Origin of the sequence: Mesorhizobium sp. M1A.F.Ca.IN.022.07.1.1, from assembly GCF_003997575.1 — a bacterium.
Lineage (GTDB): Bacteria > Pseudomonadota > Alphaproteobacteria > Rhizobiales > Rhizobiaceae > Mesorhizobium.
Genome location: NZ_RZST01000013.1, coordinates 1 through 24,197, shown reverse-complemented (window position 1 = coordinate 24,197; position 24,197 = coordinate 1). Strand labels below are relative to the sequence as shown.

The 24,197-nt window shown below is 64.5% G+C and carries 21 protein-coding genes and 1 pseudogene; 10 read left to right on the top strand and 12 right to left on the bottom strand.

The window, feature by feature from the left end; all coding sequences use genetic code 11:
- Window positions 1–80: 80 nt before the first annotated feature.
- The 6 genes from EOA75_RS03560 to EOA75_RS03535 form a co-directional block, all read right to left on the bottom strand.
- Window positions 81–1,547 (bottom strand): UdgX family uracil-DNA binding protein, encoded by a 1,467-nt coding sequence (locus EOA75_RS03560; RefSeq protein WP_127323649.1) that lies wholly within the window; start codon window positions 1,545–1,547, stop codon window positions 81–83.
- A 2-nt stretch (window positions 1,548–1,549) separates the two neighbouring features.
- Window positions 1,550–2,785, bottom strand: a complete 1,236-nt coding sequence (locus tag EOA75_RS03555; protein WP_127323648.1) for a putative DNA modification/repair radical SAM protein — start codon at window positions 2,783–2,785, stop codon at window positions 1,550–1,552.
- A gap of 89 nt (window positions 2,786–2,874) precedes the next feature.
- Window positions 2,875–4,281, bottom strand: coding sequence for a glutamine synthetase family protein (locus EOA75_RS03550; RefSeq protein WP_127323655.1), 1,407 nt, complete (start codon window positions 4,279–4,281; stop codon window positions 2,875–2,877).
- Between the two features lie 11 nt (window positions 4,282–4,292).
- Window positions 4,293–5,669 carry an aspartate aminotransferase family protein gene (locus EOA75_RS03545; protein ID WP_127323647.1) on the bottom strand — a complete coding sequence of 459 codons (1,377 nt, stop codon included), beginning with the start codon at window positions 5,667–5,669 and terminating at the stop codon, window positions 4,293–4,295.
- 189 nt (window positions 5,670–5,858) lie between these two features.
- Window positions 5,859–6,833, bottom strand: coding sequence for a WD40 repeat domain-containing protein (locus tag EOA75_RS03540; RefSeq protein WP_127323646.1), 975 nt, complete (start codon window positions 6,831–6,833; stop codon window positions 5,859–5,861).
- Between the two features lie 233 nt (window positions 6,834–7,066).
- The gene (locus EOA75_RS03535) at window positions 7,067–8,128 is read right to left on the bottom strand and encodes a GTP-binding protein (protein ID WP_127323645.1); all 1,062 of its coding nucleotides are present in this window, start codon (window positions 8,126–8,128) and stop codon (window positions 7,067–7,069) included.
- A 356-nt stretch (window positions 8,129–8,484) separates the two neighbouring features.
- Between EOA75_RS03535 and EOA75_RS03530 the strand changes: the two genes are divergently transcribed.
- Complete coding sequence (locus tag EOA75_RS03530; protein WP_067003705.1) at window positions 8,485–8,955, top strand: MarR family transcriptional regulator; 471 nt, start codon at window positions 8,485–8,487, stop codon at window positions 8,953–8,955.
- Between the two features lie 100 nt (window positions 8,956–9,055).
- Here the strand turns inward: EOA75_RS03530 and EOA75_RS03525 are convergent.
- Window positions 9,056–9,905, bottom strand: a pseudogene (locus EOA75_RS03525) (AraC family transcriptional regulator).
- A 33-nt stretch (window positions 9,906–9,938) separates the two neighbouring features.
- On the opposite strand from EOA75_RS03525, the gene EOA75_RS03520 reads away from it, so the two are divergent.
- The 5 genes from EOA75_RS03520 to EOA75_RS03500 all read left to right on the top strand — a co-directional run bounded on the left by EOA75_RS03520 (window position 9,939) and on the right by EOA75_RS03500 (window position 14,158).
- Window positions 9,939–10,346, top strand: coding sequence for a DUF2000 family protein (locus EOA75_RS03520; protein WP_095799166.1), 408 nt, complete (start codon window positions 9,939–9,941; stop codon window positions 10,344–10,346).
- Window positions 10,347–10,685: 339 nt separating this feature from the next.
- Window positions 10,686–11,570 carry a DMT family transporter gene (locus tag EOA75_RS03515; RefSeq protein ID WP_164747264.1) on the top strand — a complete coding sequence of 295 codons (885 nt, stop codon included), beginning with the start codon at window positions 10,686–10,688 and terminating at the stop codon, window positions 11,568–11,570.
- A 61-nt stretch (window positions 11,571–11,631) separates the two neighbouring features.
- Window positions 11,632–12,654, top strand: a complete 1,023-nt coding sequence (locus EOA75_RS03510; protein ID WP_067324144.1) for a LacI family DNA-binding transcriptional regulator — start codon at window positions 11,632–11,634, stop codon at window positions 12,652–12,654.
- The gene (locus EOA75_RS03505) at window positions 12,651–13,634 is read left to right on the top strand and encodes a 2-hydroxyacid dehydrogenase (RefSeq protein ID WP_127323644.1); all 984 of its coding nucleotides are present in this window, start codon (window positions 12,651–12,653) and stop codon (window positions 13,632–13,634) included. The genes EOA75_RS03510 and EOA75_RS03505 overlap by 4 nt, the downstream gene beginning before the upstream one ends.
- Before the next feature lie 131 nt (window positions 13,635–13,765).
- A complete protein-coding gene (locus EOA75_RS03500) occupies window positions 13,766–14,158 on the top strand; it encodes a hypothetical protein (protein ID WP_164747262.1) in 393 nt (130 codons plus the stop codon).
- 6 nt (window positions 14,159–14,164) lie between these two features.
- On the opposite strand, the gene EOA75_RS03495 is transcribed toward EOA75_RS03500, so the two are convergent.
- Entirely contained in the window at window positions 14,165–14,938 is a 774-nt protein-coding gene (locus tag EOA75_RS03495) for a gamma-glutamyl-gamma-aminobutyrate hydrolase family protein (RefSeq protein WP_067324150.1), read from the bottom strand.
- Between the two features lie 245 nt (window positions 14,939–15,183).
- Here EOA75_RS03495 and EOA75_RS03490 point away from each other — a divergent pair, with 245 nt between their 5' ends.
- Window positions 15,184–16,293 (top strand): TRAP transporter substrate-binding protein, encoded by a 1,110-nt coding sequence (locus EOA75_RS03490; RefSeq protein WP_067003340.1) that lies wholly within the window; start codon window positions 15,184–15,186, stop codon window positions 16,291–16,293.
- Window positions 16,294–16,376: 83 nt separating this feature from the next.
- Here EOA75_RS03490 and EOA75_RS03485 read toward each other — a convergent pair whose 3' ends face one another.
- From EOA75_RS03485 to EOA75_RS03470, 4 genes are all read right to left on the bottom strand, one after another.
- A complete protein-coding gene (locus tag EOA75_RS03485) occupies window positions 16,377–17,405 on the bottom strand; it encodes a zinc-dependent alcohol dehydrogenase family protein (RefSeq protein ID WP_067324152.1) in 1,029 nt (342 codons plus the stop codon).
- 12 nt (window positions 17,406–17,417) lie between these two features.
- Window positions 17,418–19,214 carry a TRAP transporter large permease subunit gene (locus tag EOA75_RS03480; protein ID WP_164747261.1) on the bottom strand — a complete coding sequence of 599 codons (1,797 nt, stop codon included), beginning with the start codon at window positions 19,212–19,214 and terminating at the stop codon, window positions 17,418–17,420.
- A complete protein-coding gene (locus EOA75_RS03475; RefSeq protein ID WP_095824355.1) occupies window positions 19,211–19,816 on the bottom strand; it encodes a TRAP transporter small permease subunit in 606 nt (201 codons plus the stop codon). The genes EOA75_RS03480 and EOA75_RS03475 overlap by 4 nt, the downstream gene beginning before the upstream one ends.
- Before the next feature lie 244 nt (window positions 19,817–20,060).
- On the bottom strand, window positions 20,061–20,966 hold the full coding sequence (locus tag EOA75_RS03470; RefSeq protein ID WP_127323643.1) for a branched-chain amino acid ABC transporter permease: 906 nt from the start codon (window positions 20,964–20,966) through the stop codon (window positions 20,061–20,063).
- A 95-nt stretch (window positions 20,967–21,061) separates the two neighbouring features.
- Here EOA75_RS03470 and EOA75_RS03465 point away from each other — a divergent pair, with 95 nt between their 5' ends.
- From EOA75_RS03465 to EOA75_RS03455, 3 genes are all read left to right on the top strand, one after another.
- On the top strand, window positions 21,062–21,670 hold the full coding sequence (locus EOA75_RS03465) for a CGNR zinc finger domain-containing protein (protein WP_127323642.1): 609 nt from the start codon (window positions 21,062–21,064) through the stop codon (window positions 21,668–21,670).
- The gene (locus EOA75_RS03460; protein ID WP_127323641.1) at window positions 21,663–22,190 is read left to right on the top strand and encodes a hypothetical protein; all 528 of its coding nucleotides are present in this window, start codon (window positions 21,663–21,665) and stop codon (window positions 22,188–22,190) included. Before EOA75_RS03465 ends, EOA75_RS03460 begins: the two co-directional genes overlap by 8 nt.
- A gap of 208 nt (window positions 22,191–22,398) precedes the next feature.
- Window positions 22,399–24,197: indolepyruvate ferredoxin oxidoreductase family protein (locus EOA75_RS03455; protein WP_127323640.1), on the top strand; the 1,799-nt coding region annotated here is incomplete at its 3' end.

The following is a 24,197-nucleotide window of genomic DNA, read 5'->3' as shown; positions in this document are numbered from 1 at the left end:
TCTCGCCCAATTCTCCCAAGTCGCACGACTCGTACAACAGCATCCGTCCGCGCAAGGTCCCGTTTAGGCGCGCAGATCGGTCAAGCAGCCATCAACTGCTTCACCTTCCTCATATCGGTGAGAAACCGCTCCCTCTCGGCCTCCTTGTCCTCATGCTCGCGGATGCGCAGGATGAAGGAGGGATGGATGGTGACAAAGACCCGCAAGCCGTCCTCGCGCTGGATGACGTCGCCGCGCATCCTGGTGATCGGCACCGCCTTGCCGAGCAGCGACTGCGCCGCTGTCGCGCCGAGCGCCACCGCAAGATTTGGCTTGATGAGGTCGAGTTCCTTGTCGAGCCACCAGCGGCAGGCACGAATTTCGCCGGCATTGGGCTTTGAATGGATCCGCCTCTTGCCGCGCGGCTCGAACTTGAAATGCTTCACCGCATTGGTCACATAGACCTTGCGGCGGTCGATCTCGGCCTGGTCCAAAATGCTGTCGAACACCTTGCCCGCGGGCCCGACGAACGGCTTGCCGGCAAGGTCCTCTTGGTCGCCGGGCTGCTCTCCGACAAACACCACGTCGGCATTCTCCGGTCCCTCGCCGAACACGGTTTGCGTGGCATCGCGCCAGAGCGGGCAACGCCGGCAACCGCTCGCCTCTTCGCGCAATGCCGGAATATCCGTACTTTCGGGCTCCACCACATCCGCCGGCTCCGGCGAAGGCCAGTGTTTTGCCTTCACTTTGGCGTGGCGCGGCGCTGGGGAGGTTGGCATCCGGGCGATCATGGCTGTCGCGGCTCTGTCCGCTCCTGCTATCAGGTCTGGAATGAGCGAGGCCTCGGGAAGGTTCCGCCAATATTTCTTCGGCATCTCCTTCTGCATCGCCTTCACCTTGAGGCGGGCCGGGTTGAAGATATTCTCGAAATAGGTCCGCCACAGCGTCTCGGCGTCGTCTTCCGCCGGCGCGTCGCGCTTGCTGGCGCCTGGGCCGATCGCCAGCCGCTCGCCGTCCCAGTCGGCCGAGGCGTGCGGCGTGAGAATGGTCCAGCGCATGCCGGCGAAGCGGCGCACAAAGAAATCGGCATTGCGCTCGGCGATGAAATGGTCGGGCTCGAACCAGGCGACATAACGTTCCTCCGCGCCGTCGCCGATTTTCCGGAAGCGCACGAAGGCGCGCATCTTGTGGATGTCGCGCCGAACCGCCTTTTCCATGGACTCGAGCCTGCGGATATCCGGGTCGGAAGCGATCGACAGCAGCTTCGGGTCGACGCGCAACCGCCAGAGCAACCGATAGAGGAAGTTGAAACGCTCGGGGTCCGAATGGCAGATGACCGTCTCTGCACGTTCGATGAACTCGCGCGGGACGACAAGCCGCGCATCCTGTCGGCAAGCCGGCAAATCGTTGCCGCGATCATCATCGTCGTGGCCAACCTGCCAAGCCACCTCTTCCGGCGGAATATCATTCGTGGCCAGCCGGCGCGCCGCATCGCGCCAACCGGCGAAATCGGTCTCGCTCTCGAGACGGGCGAGATGAGATGCGAGGCTGAGCTGGGTCCGTGCCATGGTCAAAACAGCGAAAGCTGCTCGCAAGATCCGGTGATGATCTGGCGCAAGCCCGACTTGTCGGTGAGCGCGCCTGGTGACCAGCCTTCCGCAGTGATGAAGGGGCGTACCTTGGCGACCGAATGGCAGAGCCGTCCGACATCTTCGAGACGCAGCCGGCGATGGCGGCGCGTCTGCAGAATCCTGTCGACCACCTTGGTGCCCAACCCCGGCACACGCAGCAGCGCCTCCCGATCGGCGCGATTGACGTCGACCGGGAACCGGCCGCGGTTGCGCAGCGCCCAGGCAAGTTTGGGATCGATGGCAAGGTCGAGCATGCCGTCATTGCTGCCGGCCAGGATTTCAGGCTGCGAGAAGCCGTAGAAGCGCATCAGCCAGTCCGCCTGGTAAAGCCGGTGCTCGCGCATCAAGGGCGGCTTCTGCAACGGCAGCGCCGCAGACGAATCCGGGATCGGACTGAAGGCGGAATAATAGACGCGGCGCAGATGATAGCTGCCATAAAGCCGGGCGCTGGCGCGCAGGATGCCGTCGTCGGACGTTTTGTCGGCGCCGACAATCATCTGCGTCGACTGGCCGCCCGGCGCAAAGCGCTCGCGTTTGCGGCTCTGCAACGTTGGTTCGGCCTTCTCTTCGATCTTGCAGCGCAGCTTGGCCATGGAAAGCCGGATCGTTTCCGGCTTCTTTTCCGGGGCCAGCTTCTTCACCCCTTCGTCGGTCGGCAGCTCGACATTGATCGACAGGCGATCGGCATAACGGCCTGCTTTTTCGATCAGTTCGGCTGACGCTTCGGGAATGGTCTTGAGGTGAATATAGCCGCCGAATTTCTCCTCGATCCTGAGCCGTCGCGCCACCTCGACCATCTCGCCCATCGTCTCGTCCGGCGAGCGGATGACGCCGGAGGACAGGAACAGACCCTCGATGTAGTTGCGGCGATAAAAATCCATGGTGAGCCGCACCACCTCGTCGACGCTGAAGCGGGCTCGCCGCACATTCGAGGAGGACCGGTTGATGCAATAGCTGCAGTCGTAAATGCAGAAATTGGTGAGCAGGATCTTCAGCAGCGAAATGCAGCGCCCGTCCGGCGCATAGGAATGGCAGATGCCCGAGCCCTCGGTCGAACCGATGCCGCCTGTTTTCAGCGAATCGCGTTTCGCCGAACCGGACGATGCGCAGGAGGCGTCGTATTTGGCGGCGTCGGACAGGATCGCCAGTTTCTCGCGGACGGAAATCACAGCCATGCGTTCATGATATGTTCCAGAAAGTCGCCTGGCTATAACTTTTGAGTGTCGCGGCGAAACGTGATCACTCCGTCTGCGAGGCCAAGTCCTCAGACCTCGTGGAGGTAGAGGTGGTAGTCGAGTTCGCTGACGGTGCGTGCGACGCGCAGATATTCCGCCTGCTTGATCGCCACGAAGGTCCGGTGCAGGTCGGGACCGAGCGCCGATTTCAGGAATTCGGAGCCACGTGCCGCCTCGATCGCGGCGCGCCAATCGGTCGGCATGGTGGAGGCTTCCGTTGTCTGCTCGTAACCGTTGCCGGTCGTTTCCGGTCCGGGGTCAAGGGCCTCGTCGAGGCCCTTGACGATGCCCGCCAGCACCGTCGCCGCCACAAGATAAGGGTTGGCGTCGACGCCGGACGGCCGGTGCTCGATACGCCGGTTCATCGCATCGCCCGCCGGCACGCGCAACGCCACGGAGCGGTTGTTGACGCCCCAGGTCGGCGCCACCGGCGCATAGGATTGCGCCACGAAACGCCGCCATGAATTGGCATGCGGCGCAAACACCAGCATCGATTCCGCCATGGTGTGGATCAGGCCGCCAAGCGCGTTGAGCAGGCTTGGCGACCATTTCTCGCCGGCAGCTTCGGTGAAGACGTTGCGGCCGGCATCGTCCTGCAGCGAGACGTGGAAATGCATGCCCGAACCGGCATAGGCCTCGATCGGCTTGGCCATGAAGCAGGCGGTGACGCCGTGCCGGCGCGCCTGCGCCCTCACCAGCCGCTTCAGCATGACCAGGTCGTCGGCCGCCCGCATCACGTCCTTGCGGTAGTTGAGCGTCAGCTCGTACTGTCCGGGCGCATATTCGGAAATCACCGTCTCGGCCGGAATGCCTTGCGCCCTGGCGGCGGCGTAGATGTCGGAAAACAGCGGCTCCATGCCGTGCAGGTGGTCGACTGAATAGACTTCCGTTTTGCCCGAGCGGCGCCCGTCGAGCACCGCGCGCGCCGCCTGCACCTTGCCGTCGGCATCGCGCTCATTGGCAAGGAGAAAAAATTCCAGTTCGAAGGCGCCGGCCGGATGCAGGCCGCGCGCCGCCAGGATCTCGACTTGCCTTGCCAACACCAGCCGCGGATCGGAGGTCATCGGCTGGCCGTCGAGACGATACATCGCCATCAGCACCTGGCCGCGCGGCGGCTTGGTGCCGTGCAGCGGCACCAGCGTGCCTGGAACCGGCCATGCCCTGAGGTCGCCGTCGCCGGTGTCCCAGATCAGCCCGGTCTCGTGAACATCCTCACCGGTGATGTCGAGGCCGAGGATCGAGATCGGCATATGCCTTCCGCCCTCGAAAATGCTCATCAGCTCGTGCCGGCGCACGATCTTGCCGCGGCCGATGCCGTTGGCGTCGGTGAGCACGATGTCGAAGGCCTCGATGTCGGGATGGGCGGCGAGAAACGCTTTCGCCTCGGCCGGCGTCGAGCCCGAAGGGGAGGTCGCAACTGTGCTCGGATTGTCCATAGCTGCTTGTCTCATGCCGTAAGCCTGGCGGCAACCGCGGCGAAAGCCGCGATCAGGCGGCTTACCTGCGCCGCGGTCGTCGCCGGCGAGATCAGCATCATATTGTGGAACGGTGCGATCAGCACGCCGCGATTGACCAGCGCGACATGGACGGCGGCTTCGAGTTCCGGCGTATGTGCCTTCTCCGCCTCGCCGCCGTTCTTGAGCGGCCCGGGCGCGCAGATGAACTCGACGCGGGCGCCGACGCGCGCGACATGCCAAGGCAGCTTGTGTCGCTCGATGACGGCGGAGAGCCCCGCGTCGAGGCGGCGCGCCAGCCGGTCCATATGCGCATAGGCCTCCTCCGTCATTACCTCTTCCAGCGTCGCCCGCATCGCCGCGAATTGCAGCGGGTTGGCCGACAGCGTGGTGCCCATGCCGGAATAGCCGGGCTCCTTGCTGCGATTGTAGGTGCCGTAGCGCGTCGCGACCTCCTCGCTCATGCCCCAGATGCTGGCCGGCACGCCTCCGGCCACCGGCTTGCCGAGCACAAACAGGTCCGGCTCCAGCCCGTGCGTTCGCGTGTAACCGCCGGGCCCGGTTGAAATGGTGTGCGTCTCGTCGATCAAAAGCAGCGTGCCGGCGGCGCGGGTGAGGCGCCGCAGCGCGTCGTGGAAGCCGGGTTCCGGCAGCACCATGCAGGAATTGGTCAGCACCGGTTCGGTGATCACGCAGGCGATATCGCGGTCGCCAAGTGCCGCTTCCAATGCTGCAATATCGTTGAATTCGATAACCTTGGTTGCCCGTGTGAGATCGCGGAACTCGCCTGCCAGCCCAGGCCGGTTGACCGGCTTGCCGTCGATCAGTCGCACCATCGTCTCGTCGACCGAGCCGTGATAGCAGCCGTTGAACACCAGGATCTTTTCGCGCCCCGTCACCGCGCGGGCGACCCGCAAGGCGAAGCGGTTGGCATCGGTGGCGGTGGTGGCGATCTGCCAATAGGGCAGGCCGAAGCGCTGCTGCAAGAGCGGACCGATCGCCAGCGCATCCTCGCTGGGCAGCATATAGGTCAGGCCACGTGCTGCCTGCCGGCGGATGGCGCGGGCGACCGGCGGCGGCGAATGGCCGAGCATCGAGCCGGTGTCGCCCAGGCAGAAATCGTCGAGCTTGTTGCCGTCGACATCGGTAATCGTGGCACCCTTGGCGCTGTCGACCAGGATCGCAAATGGTGTCGGCCAGTCGGTCATCCAATGCATCGGCACGCCGCCGAGGAAGCCGGCCATGCCGTTGCCAACCTTGGCCTCGGACTTCGGCCGCGCCTTGCGGAAGGCGGCCGCCTCGGCCTCGCGCAGCTCGGCTATGCGGGCGGCGGCGATGCCGCCGATGGAAGTCCGGTCGATTGAATGCATGAAGCCCCTCTTTCTCGCGCGGCACTCTGCCAACCGGTCGGCAAAACCGCAATTGGCCGCGCAGGGGGCGGGCGTTGGCTCAGACAGTAGGGATTAAGGGATTAAGGAAGTAGGGGAGTAGGGCATTGGGAAGACAGCGGAGGAAGGCTCTCCTTCCCTATTCCCTTGCCGCCCTATTCCCCTAATCCCTTACGCAGTAATGTCGATCACGCCGCAATCGCCGGCCGCGCTGCCGAAGACGATGCGGCGCTCTTCCTTGTCCCACATCATCGAGGTGATGGCGCCTTTGCCGGGACGACGCAGCAGCACTTCCTTGGCGTCGGCGAAGCGGGCCGCGATCACCATGCCGTCCTCATAGCCGATCGCCGTGACCTCCTGGCTGGGATGGCAGGCAACGCAGGTCACCATGGTATTGCCGCGCGTGCCGAGCTCCAGCGGCGCCTTGCCCATCGGCCCGTCCTTGCTGGCGAAAGGCCACACGATCGCCGCCGGCGCGCCGGAGCTCGCCAGCCATTTGCCCTTCACGCTCCAGGACAGGCTTTTGACCTTGCCCGGATAGCCGCTCATGCGCATGTGCTTGCCGTCCGCCAGCTTCCAGCCATGCAACGCGTTTTCCTGCATGGTGGTAATCAGGAAAGCGCCGTCCGGCGAAAAGCTGATCCCGGTATGGGCGCCGGCCCATTCCAGATCGACCGGCTTGCCCTCCGCCGCCGGGAAATGCAGCGTCGCGCCATTGTAGCGGGCAACGCCGAAGCGCATGCCCTTGGGCGAGAAGGCGAGCCCTTCCACCGAGCGCGGATGCGCGAATTCCTTGATCTTGCCGTCGGCGAAACGGACGAACGCCGTCTTGCCAGAGGCATAGGCGATTGCGCCCTGAGGGCCCGCCGCAACGCTGGTGATCCATTTTCTGCCGGCACTGGCAAGTTCGCTCGCCTCGCCGCCGGCCTTGACCGCAAACACCTTGCCGTCTTCGCCGCCGGTAACTAGCCGGTCGTTCGCCGCATCGTGGAAGGCGGCGAGCAGCCCGTCATTCGCCTGTACGGTCTTGTGCCCATTGTCGAGCCGATGGATCGCGCCGTCGGCCAAAGCGAAATGCGGCACGTCGCCGAGGAAGACGGCGGCGACGCAATGGCCTTCGAGATCAAGCGGGGCGACTGTCGGCATGGGGATGATCCATTCGATTTCACCAGCCGGCGCGGCTAGGTGTGACTCCCCCTTCTCCCCTTGTGGGAGAAGGTGGATTGGCGCGTAGCGCCAAGACGGTTGAGGGGTGTTCGACGGAGTGCCGTCATCGCCAAGCTGGAACACCCCTCATCCGACCGAGCTTCGCTCGGCCACCTTCTCCCACAAGGGGAGAAGGAAAGTAGGGGCAGCGCTAACGCCTGAAAGTCCGGAAATCAAGCCGCCTGGCAAGCTTCAAAACTCTTCCTGAGGCGCTCGGCGTCGAGATCGCGGCCGATGAAGACCAGCCGACTTTCACGCTTCTCGCCGTCCTTCCAGGCGCGCTGGTGGTCGCCTTCGAGGATCATGTGCACGCCTTGCAGCACATAGCGGTCCTCGTCGCCCTTCAGCGCGATGATGCCCTTAAGCCTGAGGATGTTCGGCCCTTCCATCTGGGTCACCTTCTCGATCCATGGGAAGAACTTCTTCGGATCCATCTCGCCGCCGCGCAGCGAGACCGACTTCACCGTGACATCGTGGATGGCGGAAGGATGGTCGTGATGATGGTGATCGTGCCCGTCGTGATGATGGTGGTGGTCGTGATCGCAATCCGGACCGCATTCATGGTCGTGATCGTGGTCGTGCGCCTCGAGGAAATGCGGATCGTTCTCCAGCGCGCGTGACAGGTCGAAGGCGCCGCGGTCGAGCACTTCGCCGAGCGCCACCCCGGCGCGCTGGGTGCGATGGATCCTGGCCGCCGGGTTGATGGCGCGGATCGTCGCCTCGACCTTTTCGAGCTCTTCGGGAGTGACGAGATCGGTCTTGTTCAGCACCACCACATCGGCGAAGGCGATCTGGTCCTCGGCCTCCTTCGAGTCCTTCAGGCGCAGCGGCAGGTGCTTGGCGTCAACCAGCGCCACCACCGCGTCGAGCTTGGTTTTGGAGCGCACATCGTCGTCCATGAAGAAGGTCTGCGCCACCGGCACCGGGTCGGCCAGGCCAGTGGTCTCGACCACGATGGCATCGAAACGGCCGGGCCGCCGCATCAGGCCCTCGACGACGCGGATCAGGTCGCCGCGCACCGTGCAGCACACGCAGCCATTGTTCATCTCATAGATTTCCTCGTCGGATTCGACGATCAGATCGTTGTCGATGCCGATCTCGCCGAACTCGTTGACGATGACCGCGTAACGCTTGCCGTGGTTCTCCGACAGGATGCGGTTGAGCAGCGTCGTCTTGCCCGCGCCGAGATAGCCGGTGAGAACGGTTACGGGGATCTGCGTCTGTGCATCGCTCATGGCCTGCCTCGAAAAATCTGTGCTCGAAGGATTTGTCGGCCCTCATATAGGATGTGAGCCGCGCTTTTGCACGCGCCAAACCGATGGGCCAGCCGGTCCCGATCGGGGCAGCCGCAGTGGGTTAAAGGAACAGGGCAGCCGCACGGCATCAGAGCCCCCGGGATGTTCCGCTGTGAATGCCGGCGGGCCAAAAGTCGTTTGTCATCTAACTGAAATAAACATCTGGCATCACCTGCGCAGGCACCGCAATGCTTGCCGGCAAAGTGTTTGCAGGCCGGACTCGTTAAATCGTCATTTGCCAGCCGCCGGACAGCCTCTATGCTGCCCGCGCCGGTTCGGCCGAAGAGGGAATGACCATGGCCAAGGCGGACAGAACAGCGACTATGAGCCGGCTGCATTCGGCAGCGCGGCTGGCGCGCACGGCGCTTGCTGCGCGCCTTCTGGCACATGGCTTCTACGCTGGCCAGGACCAGATCATGCTGGCGCTCGACCGCGAAGACGGCCAGACACCCGGCAATCTCGCCGACAAGCTCGGCGTACGTCCGCCGACGATCACAAAAACCATCAACAGGCTGCAGGCGCAGGGTTTTCTCGAAAAGCGCGCCTCCAACGCCGATGCCCGCCAGGCCCATATCTTCCTCACCGGCTCCGGCCGCGAAACCATCCGCGCCATCGAGAAATCGGTCAAGAAGACCGAGAAGCAGGCGCTGAGGGGTCTCGACAAGAAAGACCAGAAGGCGCTTTTCAAGCTGCTCGCCCGCATCGAGGCCAACCTGTCGAACGAGGACCTGATCCTCATCGACGACGACGCCGAGCTGGATGATTAACGAGCGGCGCGCAGCGTCGTCTCGAGCGACCCAAGCGCGATGCACAGCATCGTCGCCTCAGGCACCACCAAGCATCGGCTTGGCGGAAAGGGTGACGACGCTACGCGTCGCGCACCAGCGTCGCCCAGCGTCCCGGCGTCAGCCCGAACGCCTTCTTGAAATGCCGGTTGAAATGGCTTTGGTCGCTGAAGCCGGCCGCAACAGCGGTTTGGGCAAGCGGCTCTCCCGCTTCGATCATGCGCCGCGCCCGCTGCAGCCGACGCATCAACAGGAAGCGATGCGGGCTTGTCGAATAGGTCGCGCGGAAATGGCGCGACAGCGCATAACGGTCGAGACCGGTAACGGCCTCCAGCTCGTCGGAACGCACCGGCCGTTCAGCGTTTTCTTCGAGATAGTCGCGGGCCAGCGCGGCAGCCCGCCACGCGATCTTTCCCGCTGATTTTGCCGGCTGTCCGGCATGGCGTTTCAATTGCTGCGCCAGCTGCGCGATGAAATCCGCCAAGAACAGGTCGTCGAGCTCCTCGGTGAGCGGTGTTAGCGCCGACAGCAGCGTGCCGCGCAACTGAGGGTCGCTCACCACAGCATCCTTAACGAAAGGGAGCGGCGAACCGTGAAGGCAGTCGAGCAGCAGCGACGGCTCGAGATAGAGAATCCTATCGTAGGCCGTGCTCGGTGCCGGCGCCGCCGTCATGCAGTTCGTCGGGATGCAGCACGATTGCCTGGCCCGGCAGACTGTGCCGAAGCGCGCCGCGATAGTGGAAGCGCTGCACGCCGTCGAGTGTCACGCCGATGGCGTAGGTGTCGTGGCGGTGCAATTCGAAGGCATTGCCGTGGAAACGCGCCTCGATGCGCTCGAGGCCCGTGGCGCCGGGCGCCGAAACGATCCGGTCGTCCTCAGCGCACGAACGTTCAAGACCTCCCAGCGCCTCATTGCCTAGATCGTGCGCCATGGTCCCTCATCCACATCCGGGAGAAACATTTTGGTGTTCGATACGAAATTTGCAATCGTCCTCAAGGAAGATCTCGCCGTCTGGCAGAAGCTCAACGTTACCGCTTTCCTGACCAGCGGCATCGTCGCGCAATCTCCTCAAATCATCGGCGAGCCCTATCGCGACCGCGCCGGCAATCTCTTCAATCCGCTCTCGGTCCAGCCCGTGATCGTGCTGTCGGCGGACGAGCCGACGCTTGCCGCGATCCACCGCCGGGCCCTGGAGCGCGGCGTGACGACATCGGCCTATGTCGAGGGGATGTTCTCCACCGGCCATGACCTGGCCAACCGCGCCGTCTTCGCCGAATTCGCGCCGGACGACGCCAAGATCGTCGGCATCGCGCTGCGCGCCGAAAAGAAGCTGGTCGACAAGATTACGAAGGGCGCCCGCATGCATGCTTGACCCTCGGGGAGGATGCTCTTGGTGGCTGATTGACCATTCGTCCGGACGACGTCGCGCACGTTCGAGATTGGCCGCGACCTCCTTGCTTCGTCAGCCTGGGGTCTGCGCGCGTCGCGTCGCTCCTTGCTCCGCCCGGGATGACGAACCAGGAACGTTCTGCTGATCGCCAAGGCACTGCGCTCTAAGCCTGTCGACACGTCTTGTTGGGCCAGTCGCTTTTGGCTTGCCGGCCGGCGGCGATTGCCGCAAAAGGGTGGCGTCTACCTCTCCTCCGGCCCGATTTTGAGCGTTCCCAAAAATCACGACGACAGCGCGACGCCGCCCGCGGCGATGCTGTTGATGCTCTGCGTCTATGTCTGCTTCACCTTTCTCGACACCTCAAGCAAATATCTGGTGCTCGCCGGCGTCTCGGCGCTGATCGTCGCCTGGGCCCGCTTCATCGTGCATGTCCTGCTTGTCGGGGTTTTCCTTCGCGGCTGGCGCGAGCCGTCGCGCTTCCGCGCCAATAACCTGCCGGCGCACATTCTGCGCGGATGTCTGCTTTTCGGCTCGACCATGTTCAACATCCTGGCGCTCAGGACGCTGCAGCTCGCCGAGACCACCTCGATCTATTTCTTCGGCCCGATGGTGATCACCGCATTGGCCGGCCCGCTGCTCGGCGAGTGGGCGGGCTGGCGGCGCTGGCTGGCGATCCTCACCGGCTTCGTCGGCGTCCTCATCATCACCCGGCCCGGCGTCGGCGTGTTCGGCATGGGCCATCTCTTCGCGCTGGGCTCGATGCTGTCGAATTCTTTTTACGTCATCATGACCCGGCGCATGTCGTCGACGGAGACATCCGAGAGCCTGATCCTGTTCTCGGCGCTGGCGCCGGCGGTGCTGCTCCTGCCCATGCTGCCCTTGTCATTGTCCCTGCCGCAGGACGGCTGGCACTGGGTGATCCTTTTGATGCTCGGCGTCTTCGGCGCCGGCGGCCATTGGCTCCTGGTCCAGGCCTATCGCCTGGCGACGACGACGGCGCTCGCGCCTTACCCCTATTCGCAGATGGTTTGGATGATCATCTCCGGCTGGCTGATCTTCCACCAGTTTCCCGACCGCTGGACCCTGCTCGGGGCGGCCATCATCGTCGTCAGCGGCCTGTACATCATCCACCGCGAGCATAGGCTTCGCCTGCGCAATTCCGCTTCCTTGGACACGGAAGCCGAGAGCTTGGCAAAAAAACTTTGATTTGCTCTCAATCGATGGCATAAGCCCCATTTAAACAGTTTAAAGGCCTCGGGGACCAAGGCTGGCACAGAAGATCAAGCTTTCGACGATCGCGGATGCGCTTGGCGTATCCACGGCAACGGTGTCGCTGGCGCTGCGCGACAGCCCGCTGGTCGCGGGGTCGACGCGCGAGCGTATCAAGGAGCACGCGCGCGCCATCGGCTATATCTACAACCGACGGGCCGCGTCGCTCCGCACCTCGCGCTCCGGCATTGTCGGCGTCGTCGTGCACGACATCATGAACCCGTTCTTCGCCGAGATTCTGCGCTCGATAGAAAGCGAGCTCGACCGCAGCCGCCAGACCTTCATCCTGTCCAACCATTATGACCAGCTGGAAAAGCAGCGCACCTTCATCGACACGCTGCTGCAGCTCGGCGCCGACGGCGTCATCATGTCGCCGGCCATAGGCACGCCGGCCGAGGACATCATCATGGCCGAGGAAAACGGCCTCCCGGCGGTGCTGATCGCGCGCACCGTTACCGGCGCCGACGTGCCGGTCTTCCGCGGCGACGATGCCTATGGCACGGCACTCGCGACCAACCATCTCATCTCGCTCGGCCACAAACGCATCGCCATGATCGGCGGCACGGACCAGACCTCGACCGGCCGCGACCGCTACCAGGGCTACGTCAACGCCATGGAAGCGGCCGGGCTGGAGGTGAAGCCGTCCTGGCGCATTCCTGGACCGCGCACCAAGCAGGCCGGTTTCGAGGCTGCAGGACAGTTCTTGGCGCTGAAGGACAAGCCGACCGCCGCCTGCTGCTGGAATGATCTGGTTGCGATCGGACTGATGAACGGCATCGCGCGCGCCGGTCTGGTGCCGGGCGTCGATATCTCCGTCACTGGTTACGACGACCTGGAGGAGGCTGCGATAGCAACGCCGGCCTTGACCACGGTCTGGAATGGCCAGCGCGAGGTCGGCCGCCGAGCCGCCAGCGCGCTGCTCGACAAGCTGAACGGGCAGGCCGTGCGGCCGTCGCAGGAATTAATCAAGCCGGAGCTGCACGTACGCCAGTCCACCGGCAAGCCGGTGGAGCGTCAATGACACAGACAGAAGCGAAGTCGCCGGTCGCCATCCTGGTGCCGGGCCGTTTCAACGACCATGCCATCGGCCGGATCGACAAGGCGTTCAAGCGCGTGCGGATCGAGCGCGCCGATCCGTCGCTCGTCACCGGCGAGATGCGCGAGAGCGTGCGCGGCATCGCCTCCTTCGGCGGCATCAGCGCGGTCATGATCGACGCGCTGCCGAATCTCGAGATCATCGCCCATTTCGGCGTCGGCTATGACTCCGTCGACGCTCGTCACGCGGCGACCCGCGGTGTCATGGTCACCAACACGCCCGACGTGCTGACCGAGGAGGTCGCCGACACCACCATCGGCCTGTTGATCAACACGGTGCGCGAAATGTACGCCGCCGAGAAATGGCTGCGCGACGGCGACTGGGTGAAGAAGGGCGACTATCGCCTGAGCCGGCTCACCTTGCGCGGCCGCCGCGTCGGCATCTTCGGCATGGGACGCATCGGCCTTGCCGTCGCCCGTCGACTCGAGGCGTTCGGCCTGCCGATCGCCTATCACAACCGCCGCAAGGTCGATGGCCTGTCCTATGAATACCATGCGACGCTGAAGGGCCTGGCCGAAGCGGTCGACACGCTGATTTGTATCGCGCCGGGCGGGGCCGCGACGGAGAAAGCCATCAACGCGGCGGTCCTGGCGGCGCTCGGTCCCGACGGCGTCTTCGTCAATATCGGCCGCGGCAGCACGGTTGATGAGGCGGCTCTGGCTGCAGCACTCTCCAATGGCACCATCGCTGCCGCCGGGCTCGATGTCTTTGCCGACGAACCGAATGTGCCCAAAGCGCTGCTCGATGCGCCCAACACCTCCCTTCTGCCGCATGTCGGATCTGCGTCCGACCACACCCGCCGGGCCATGGCGGATCTGTGCGTCGACAATCTCATCTCCTGGTTCGGCGAGCGCCGGCCGCTGACCCCGGTGCCGGAAACGATCAACGTCAAGCCACGCGCCTGAGCGGAAGGCCGGCCACGTTTATTAACGCCTGCTTAACCATCATTCTGCATACTTCGTTATGCATGTTGTCCAAATCGGCGCGTGGTTTGGAGAACAGCATGGCACGGCAAGCCAGGATGTGGAGAGGCGGAGTGAAGCTGTTAGCCGGGTTGGTTGCGTCAGTCGCCTTATACGGGGGCGTTCAGTCCCTGCACGACGGCAACGGCCAAAGCGCGGTCGAGCAAGCCGGCCTCTCCAACAGCTATCGGCTGACAGCCAATGGCGACGAAGCGGCCTGCGCAATCAAGCGCGGCGCCGAGGTCTCGGACGGCCTGTCGCTGCTGACAATTGCTCCGAACTGCAGCAAGCTGATGCCCGGCATCGAGCGTGTGAAATTCTGGCGCGAGCAGGCCGACGGCTCGGTCGCGTTCAGCGAGAACGGCATCGATCCGATCGTCACCTTCGGTGTTGCTGATGGCGACGGCTACGAATCCTATGCGCCGGCCGCCCCGCTTTTGGCGCTGAACGCGACGACCAGCGACTGAGTTCGGCTATTCCGCCGCCGCGCGTGCACCGGCCTTCGCCGCCGCATGCAGGCGCACGGCATCGCCGAAGGCGCGGAAGATCTTTGCCGAGTTGCTGTCCGACTTCACCCAATATTCGGGGTGCCACTGGACGCCGACGGCGAAGGCGCGAGCCTCCTTGACCGAGACGGCCTCGATCGTGCCGTCGGTCGCCAAAGCCTCGACCTGCAGTTTCGATCCGAGCCGGTCGATCGCTTGGCGATGCAGCGAGTTGACCTTGATGTCGCCGGCGCCGAACACGCCGGCGAGGCAGGTTCCAGGCTTGATCGAAATCGTCTGGTGGATGCCGAAGCGCTCGTCCTGATTGTCGCTCACCGGCGCGCGGTGATCGAGCGAGCCTTCGCGCTCCTGGATCTCGGTGCCGAGCGTCCCGCCCAGCGCCACGTTGAGCTCCTGGATGCCGCGGCAGATGGCGAGCAGCGGCACGCCGCGCTCAATCGCCTTGCGGATCAGCGGCAGCGTGGTGGAGTCGCGTGCCGGGTCGTAGGGGCCGTTGGCCTCGCTGGGATCGCCGCCATAGAGCGAGGGATGCACGTTGGATTTCGAACCCGTCACCATGACGCCGTCGACCGAGGACAACAGCTCGTCGAAATCGAGCCGGTCGCCGAAGGACGGCACCAGGAGCGGGAACACGCCGGCGCCGGCGATCGCCGCTTCGATATATTGCTGGGGCGCGGCATGCCATGTGTAGTTGTCGAACTGGCGGACATCGGTTGAGACGGCAACGAGCGGCTGCTGCATTTTGGATCCGGGTTCCATCGAGGGCTAACGAATTATTCTGCCTACAAAATAGGCGATCAGTCGGCACTTTGCCATGGCAAGTTTCGGTTCTCCGAATGGGCCAGGACGGTCGGCGTTAGACTATAGTTGCACGTTGCCCGCGGTGCTGGACTCGACATCTTGCCCGTGTATTGTTTCGCGCAGCCGATCAGGGCACCGCGGATGTCCGAATATCGGTCTGTTGGTTCTAAACGGGAGGAAAATGCATGGATCGTCGTTCGTTCATCCGTAAGGCCGGTGCATCCGGTGTTGGTGTCGCGGCAGCGGCCGCCGCGCTTGCCACGCCGGCGATAGCCCAGTCCAATCCGAAAGTGACCTGGCGGCTGGCATCGTCCTTCCCGAAATCGCTCGACACGATCTATGGCGGTGCGGAAGTGTTCTCAAAAATGCTGTCGGAAGCGACCGACGGCAATTTCCAGGTTCAGGTCTTCGCCTCGGGCGAGCTCGTTCCCGGCCTGCAGGCGGCCGACGCCACCGCCGCAGGCACCGTCGAGGCATGCCACACGGTGGCATATTACTATTGGGGCAAGGACCCAACCTGGGCGCTGGGTGCCGCAGTGCCGTTCTCGCTCAACGCGCGCGGCATGAACGCTTGGCACTATCATGGCGGCGGCATTGACCTCTTCAACGAATTCCTTGCAACGCAAGGCCTGTTCGGCCTGCCGGGCGGCAACACCGGCGTGCAGATGGGCGGCTGGTTCCGCAAGCAGATCAACACGGTCGCCGATCTTTCCGGCCTCAAGATGCGCATCGGCGGCTTTGCCGGCAAGGTGGTGCAGAAGCTCGGCGTCGTGCCGCAGCAGATCGCCGGCGGCGACATCTACCCGGCGCTGGAAAAGGGCACGATCGACGCCGCCGAATGGGTCGGCCCTTATGACGACGAGAAGCTCGGCTTCTACAAGGTCGCGCCCTACTACTACTATCCCGGCTGGTGGGAAGGCGGCCCGACCGTGCATCTGATGTTCAACAAGGCCAAATACGAGGAATTGTCGCCCGCCTACAAGTCGCTGGTGCACACGGCCGCGCAAGCCGCCGACGCCAACATGCTGCAGAAATACGACTACCTCAATCCGGCGGCGGTGAAGCGGCTGGTCGCCAGCGGCGCCAAGCTGGCCCCCTTCAGCCAGGAAATCATGGCTGCCTGCTTCGAAAAGGCCAACGAAGTCTATGCCGAAATGGAGGCCAACAACGCGCCGTTCAAGAAGATCTGGGAATCCATCAAAGGCTTCCGCAAGGAGCACTATCTCTGGGCCCAGGTCGCCGAATACAACTACGATACCTTCATGATGGTGCAGCAGCGTAACGGCAAGCTGTAGCCGGGGATTAGCCCTCTCCCCTATGGTGACGGGGAGAGGGCGCTGTCACCGCCGGTTTCGCCAATCGCCAACGTTGCAGGACTTCAGGTCCGGCCCGGCACGACCAGCACCTTGACCTCGCCGGGGGCGGCTGGGTTCGAGATCACCTGCGGCGCCTCTTCGAGTGGCACCTGCCTGGAAATCAGCTTGTCGATCTCGATCGCGCCGGACGCGATGAGGTCCGCGGCGCGTCGATGCGTGAAGGGATTGATGAAGGACCCGAGGACCTTCAACTCCCGGAACAGCACGTCGAAAGGCTCGAAAGCCACCTTCTGCCCCTGCGGCATCACGCCGACGATCACCACCGTGCCTCCGGCCTTGGCAATTCGCATCGACTGCTCGACCGTGTCGCGAACCCCGGCGCATTCCAGCACCACGTCGACGCCGCCCGGCACAAGCCCGGCTTTTCCGGCGATGGCCTCGATGGGATCGACGGCGCTGGGATCGACCGTAGCGGTCGCGCCGAGTTCTTCGGCCAGCGCGCGGCGCGAGGCCTGCCTGGTCGATAGGATGATGGTCGCGGCACCGGCAAGCTTCGCCAATTGGACGGTGAGCAGGCCGATGACGCCGCCGCCGAGCACCACCACCGAGTCGCCGGGCCTGATTCCGGCGAGGTCGATGCCGTGCAGGCAGCAGGCCAGCGGCTCGCAGAAGGCGCCATGCGTCGGCTGGAGGTTGCCGGGCAGGAGGAAGGCCTGGCCTTGCGGCATCACGACATAATCGGCGAAACCGCCGTCCCGGTGGATGCCGATGGCCCTGAGATTGCTGCACAAATTGACGCGGCCGGCCCGGCACTGGCTGCAGCGCCCGCAGGCGATGTTGGGGTCGCCCGTGACCCGATCGCCGACGGCGATGCCGGACACCGCGTCGCCGACCGCCTCGACGATGCCGCAGAATTCGTGGCCAAGCGTGACCGGCGGCGTGCACGGGAATTCGCCATGGAACAGGTGGCGGTCCGTGCCGCAGACGCCGCAGGCTTCGATCCGCACCAGAACATCCTCCGGCCCCGGCGCAGGTTTGTCGACCGCACGAAGGGCGATGCCGCCGATTGCTTCCAGCCGTACGGCTCTCATGACTTGGTCACCTCAGTTGAAACTCGGCGGCTTGGAAAGATCGGGTGCCGGCGTCGCCGGGTTGGCGGGGGCCGTATCGCCGAAATTCGGCGGCTGTGACAAGTCCGGGGTGCCAGGCGCGGCGGGCGCCGAGCCGCCACTGGCGGGCGCCGCGCCATTGTCGCCCGGCGGCGTGCCGAGCGGCGCAAGTCCCGGCATGTCCGGCAGCTTGAGGTCGATCGTGCTCGGCTCGACCGCGGTGCCCTTGTAGCGCATTACCATTTGCGGGAAGGCGATGGTAAGCCCGATCATGATCACCTGGATACAGACGAACGGCACCGCGCCCCAGTAGATCTGGCCGGTGGTGACCGGCGCGATCTGCTTGCCGGTGATGCGGTCGAGATAGGGCACGCGCGCCGCGACCGAACGCAGGTAGAACAGCGCGAAGCCGAACGGCGGATGCATGAAGCTGGTCTGCATGTTCACGCCAAGCAGCACGCCGAACCAGATCAGGTCGATGCCGAGCTTGTCGGCGGCGGGCGCCAGCAACGGCACGATGATGAAGGCGAGCTCGAAGAAGTCGAGGAAGAAGGCGAGCACGAAAACCAGCACGTTGACGCCGATCAGGAAGCCGGTCTCGCCGCCCGGCAGCGAGGTCAAGAGATGCTCGACCCAGATATGGCCGTTGACGCCGTAGAAGGTGAGCGAGAAGACGCGCGCGCCGATCAGGATGAACAGCACGAAGGCGGAGAGCCGCGTCGTCGAGGCCAGCGCCTGCTTGATGACATCCATCGTCAGTCGCCCCTTGAAGCCCGCCATGATCAGCGCGCCGACGGCGCCCATGGCGCCGCCCTCGGTTGGGGTGGCGATGCCGAGGAAGATGGTGCCCAGCACCAGGAAGATCAGCGCCAGCGGCGGGATCAGCACGATCACCACCTGCTGTGCCAGCTTGGACATCATGTTGATGTGGAGGCGCTGGTCGGCGATCGCCACGATGTAGATGACGATCACGCCGACGGTGGCGCCAAGGATGTCCGCATTGTCGCCATGAGTCGGCGCGAGGTAACGATAGGCCGCATAGGAAATCGCGCCGGTCACCAGCAGCGCCACGATCAGCGAAATCACGCCGTGGCCGAGCGTGCGGGCCTCGAGCGGCAATGCCGGCATCGAGTTCGGCCGGACGATCGACATGATCAGGATGTAGAGCATGTAGATGCCGGTCAAAACGAGGCCGGGGATCAGCGCGCCCGCATACATGTCGCCCACCGAGCGTCCAAGCTGGTCGGCCAGCACAATCAGCACCAGCGAGGGGGGGATGATCTGGGCCAGTGTGCCGGAAGCCGCGATAACGCCCGAGGCGAGGCGCCGGTCGTAGCCGTAGCGCAGCATGATCGGCAGCGAGATCAGCCCCATGGCGATGACGGAGGCCGCCACCACGCCGGTCGTTGCGGCAAGCAGTGCGCCGACGAAGATCACCGCATAGGCAAGCCCGCCGCGGATCGGGCCGAACAGCTGCCCGACCGTGTCGAGCAGGTCCTCGGCCATGCCGGATCGCTCCAGCACGATTCCCATGAAAGTGAAGAATGGAATGGCCAGCAGCGTGTCGTTCGACATCACCCTTGTGCCGTAGAAATTATCCGGCAGCGCATGCAGCAGCGGCCAGGCGAGGTTGATCGAGCCGCCGGAATAGGGCGACAAGAGCACGCCGATGAAGAAGAACAACAGGCCGTTCGCAGCGAGCGAGAAGGCGACGGGGTAGCCGATCAAAAGGAAGATGATCAGCGAGGCGAACATGATCGGCGCCATGTTCTGCGCGATGAACTCGATCATGAGCGCACCTCGCCGGACAGCGCCTTGGCTTCTTCGGCAAGCGCTTCGGCCTCGAGCTTGGCCTGGTCGTGGGCCGAGACATAGGGAGTGGGATCCTCCATGTCGCCGCGCATGATGGCGATCTTCTTGATGATCTCCGAGACACCCTGGATGGCCAGCAGGAAGAAGCCGACGAGCAGGATGGCCTTGGCCGGCCAGACGATCAGCCCGCCGGCATTGGTCGACATCTCGCCGCTGCGGAAGGACAGCGACACGTAAGGCACGAAGTAGAAAACCATCAGCACCACGAACGGCATCAGGAAGAGGAGATGGCCGAGGAGGTCGATCCAGTGCTGCACGCGGCGGGGGAACATGCCGTAGACGATGTCGATGCGGATATGGTCGTTCTGTTTCAGCGTATACGCGGCGGCCAGCATGAAGGCGGCGCCGAACAGATACCACTGCAGTTCGAGCCAGGCGTTGGAGGAGATGTCGAACATCTTGCGGATGACGGCGTTGCCGGCGCTCACCAGGATCGCAAGCAGGATCAGCCACGAGACCCAGCGGCCGATGAACTCGTTGATGCGGTCGATCGTCGTGGATAGAGCGAGCAGCCCTGCCATGCATTTCCTCCCTCGCGCACCGGCCCCGAGAATCGCGTTCGATTTTCGAGAAGCACGATGCCTAACTCAAAGTGCTGGCGCCGCGCCCGAGTCCCCCTCCGGTGTCGCGCCGCTTGGCCCAACGGTATGCAGTGCGTGGTCCGGTTGGTCAACATGGCAAAGCACGTGCCGGCGATCCACGCGGCGAGCAACGGTAAAAACCGGTCACCTCACGGCGCGTCATGCAACCAAAGTCTGATGGGTTTCAGGCGACCTTGGCCTGGTCGCGGCCGGCGCCGATCAGCACCAGCATGGCGACGAGGAAGAGGTATATCCAGCCGTCGCGCCATTCGAGCGGGAAATAACCGGCCCACAGCGATTCGGCCATGCCGAAGGCCGCGGCACCGAGAGCAGCCTTGAGCGGCGACATGTAGCCGCCGACCGCCGTCACGAACAGGATCTTGAGGCCGTAGACAAGGCCCGTGCCGAAGCTGATGTTGCCGTAATAGATGCCGGCGAGCATGCCGGCAAAAGCCGCGCAGAAGCCGCCATAGAGCACCGCGCGGCGGAACACCGCGGTCACATCGATGCCACACATCGCGGCCGCCTTCGGGTCGTCGGACACGGCCCGCCAGGCCCGTCCGAAGCGCGAATGCGAAAACAGCCACGCGGCCACCGCCACCATCGCCATCACCGCCGCGCAATCCAAGAGCTGGATAACGGTCAGCGTCACCTTGAAGCCGGCACCCTGCGCGAAGACGACGGGCTGGGCGAGCATCGGCGGCAGCCAGAGATCATGGGTGTCGGCGGCGATGCGGCTTGCTTCCGACAGGAACAGCAAGATGCCGAGCGTCGTCACCACGATGGCGTTGGGCGACCGGTCCGCCAGCCTCTCGAACACGCTGCGCGACAGCACCTGGCTGATCAGCGCCGCATAGAGCAGGGCGGCAACGATGCCGAGCGCGACCGAGGCGAACAGGGTCAGCCACAGCGCCTGATAGCCGAAGGCGGCGGTCAGGATCATGGTGTGGCCGCAAAAGGCAAACAGCGCGCCATAGGCAAGGTTGGTGCGGTGCAGGATTCCGTTGGTCAGCACGTAGCCGAAGGCGAGCAGCGCATAGAGCGCGCCCGAATGCAGGCCGTTCAGCACCTGCTGATAGAAATAGAGCATGGAGCATCCCTAGGGCCGTGCGAGCTGGCCCCCGTTTCGAGCGTTGCACCCGGAATCTAACTTGTCAAATACGTTTTATCGGTTAGATTTCCGGCATGACGGTTTCCTGGACCCCGCACCGCTTCACCGGCGGCATCCTCGCGCTCGACACGGCGAACACGGTCGTCCTGCGCAACGATCCCGGAAGGACCTTCGACCGTTTCGCTGATCCGGCCGAGATCGCCCGCTTCGCCGAGGCGGCGAGCGGCTTTCGCGCCGCCGAGCTTGGCGGCCGGCGGCTGGAGGCCCCTCAGCCGGGCGACATCGCCGCGGTCGTGCTGTCGATCCGCGAAGCGACGGACCGCCTGTTCCGCGATGCCATAGCGAAACGCGCGATCGCCGCCGGCCATCTGCCCGATTTCCTGACCGCCTGCGCCAAAGGCCTCTCCGGCAGCAGCATCGAGATCGGCGCGACGGGCCGGCCCTTTGGCGATCCGGCGACGCCGATCGCTTTCGAGGCGGCTTTGGCCGTCTCGGCGCTTTCGCTGCTGCGCGACGACACCGTTGCGAGGCTCAGGATCTGTCCGAACTGCAGCTGGCTCTTCGTCGACCGCAGCCGCAACTCAAGCCGCCTCTGGTGCGACATGGCCGTCTGCGGCAACCGCCAGAAAGCGAACCGCTACTATCGCCGCCGCACGGCGGCCAGGGAGGCCACCAATGCCTAGAAAATTCCGTTCGATCGCCCTCGGCGCGGCCCTGATCGCCGCGACGGCGCTCGGCGCCTGCCGCGACACCGGCAAGGAGCAGCTCTTCGCCATTTCCGGCAAGCTGTTCGAGTTCAACTACCGGCTTGGCATCGCCACCTATGTCATCACGCTGAGACCGCTGCGGCCGATGGGCGAGGGACAGATTGCGGTGGTGAATTTCCAGAATCCGGCCGGCGGCGACCCGCTCATCGTCAACCAGAAGATCTGGCCGAAGCTCCCGCATATCACCTTGACCAGCCCGCCGCTCACCTGCGTGGTCAAGGACAAGCCCTATTCCGTCACGATCCGCATCGAGGATTCGAGCGGCACGTTGCTTCAAAGCCTCGAGACGACGATGACCTCCTCGGCGGACCAGACCATGCTGCCGGACCGGCCGCTGGTGATCGGGCCGAAATACGAGCTCAACCCGGACCTTGCCGGGCATCCCGACGGCAAGCTGCCGGATGCGCCCAAGCCGGATTGCTCGAAGGCGGCGTGAGGCCCGTTGACCGGTCGAAATTTTCGTGCGCTGCAAAGCGTTTAGCGTGCGATTGAATGCGGCGACCGCTTCCAGCGGGACCGTTTGTTGCGTGCGCTCTGGCCGCTGCGATTTCGTTTGACCTGTCCCGCAAGGGAAGAAAGACTGCGGCCTCTCACTCCGACGTTGGCCGCCGATCCGCGGCGCGCCTCCGCAGAGGACATGCCTGATGACGCTGCATGACGTCGCGCTCGACGACAAGTTCGACCTTGGCAAGGAGCGCGTTTTCCTGTCCGGGGCGCAAGCCGTCGTGCGCATGCTTTTGATGCAGCGTGAGCGCGACCGCCGCGCCGGCCTCAACACCGCAGGCTTCGTCTCCGGCTATCGCGGCTCACCGCTGGGCGGCCTCGACATGCAGCTGTGGAAGGCGAAGCGGCAGCTTGCGCAGGCCGACATCGTCTTTCAGCCGGGCCTCAACGAAGAGCTCGCCGCCACCGCCTGCTGGGGCTCGCAGCAGACCGAGCTGCTCGGCGAAGGCACCCATGACGGCGTCTTTGCCGTCTGGTACGGCAAGGGGCCGGGCGTCGACCGCTCCGGCGACGTTTTCCGCCACGCCAATCTCGCCGGCTCGTCGAAAAATGGCGGCGTTCTCGCCCTGATGGGCGACGACCACATGGCCGAATCCTCAACGAACGCACATGCCACCGAATTCCTGTTCGTCGACACCATGGTGCCGATCCTCAACCCCGCCGGCGTCCAGGAGATCATAGACTACGGTCTCTTTGGCTTCGCCATGTCGCGTTTCGCCGGCACCTGGGCGGCGATCAAATGCGTCAAGGACAACATCGAATCGACCGCTTCGGTCGACGCCTCGATCGCGCGGCTGGACATCGTCATTCCCGACTTCGACATGCCGCCGGGCGGCCTGAATATCCGCCACGAGATCGACATGCTCGGCCAGGAGGAGCGCCTGCATGAGCACAAGCGCGCCGCCGCCTCCGCCTTCATCCACGCCAACGGGCTCAATCGGACCGTCTATTCGGGCGGCCGCAAGCCGAAGCTCGGCATCATCACCATAGGCAAGAGCTATCTCGACGTCCGCCAGGCGCTGGAGGATATCGGCATCGACGAAAAGGCCGCCAATCGCTTCGGCATCCGCCTGTTCAAGGTCGGCTGCCCCTGGCCGCTCGACTATCAGCATATCGCCGACTTCGCCCGCGGCCTCGAGACCATCGTCGTCGTCGAGGAGAAGCGCTCGTTGATCGAGGTGCAGTTGCGCGAGAACCTCTACGGCTCCGCTATTCAGCCTGCCATCGTCGGCAAGAAGGACGAGCGCGGGGACTGGCTGTTTCCGGCCAAGGGCGCGCTCGACCCGAACGAGATCGCGATCGCGCTCGGCGAGCGTATCCTGCGCACCATCGGCCCCTCGGAGGAGATCGCGGCGCGGGTGGCGAAGCTGCGCCAGTTCCAGGCGATGCTCGCCGATACCGCGGACATCGGTTCGCGCACGCCGTTCTTCTGCTCGGGCTGCCCGCACAATTCCTCGACCAAGGTGCCGGAGGGCTCGCTTGCCGCCGCCGGCATCGGCTGCCACTTCATGGCGCTGTGGATGGACCGGAACACGGTCGGCTTCACCGCCATGGGCGGCGAGGGCGCGCAATGGGTCGGCCAGGCGCCGTTCTCCAAGCGCGGCCATATCTTCCAGAATCTCGGCGACGGCACCTACAACCACTCCGGCGCGCTGGCGATCCGCTTTGCGCTCTCCTCAGGCGCCAACATCACCTACAAGATCCTCTACAACGATGCAGTCGCCATGACCGGCGGCCAGCCGCACGAAGGTGGCCTCACCGTCGATATGATCGCCAGACAGGTGCGCGCCGAGGGGGTCGAGCGCATCGCCGTCGTCACCGACGAGCCGGCCAAATATGCCGGCAAGGCCGATTTCCCGCCCGGCGCCACGATCCATCACCGCGACGACCTCGACCTCGTGCAGCGCGAGCTGCGCGAGGTCAAGGGGGTGTCGGTGCT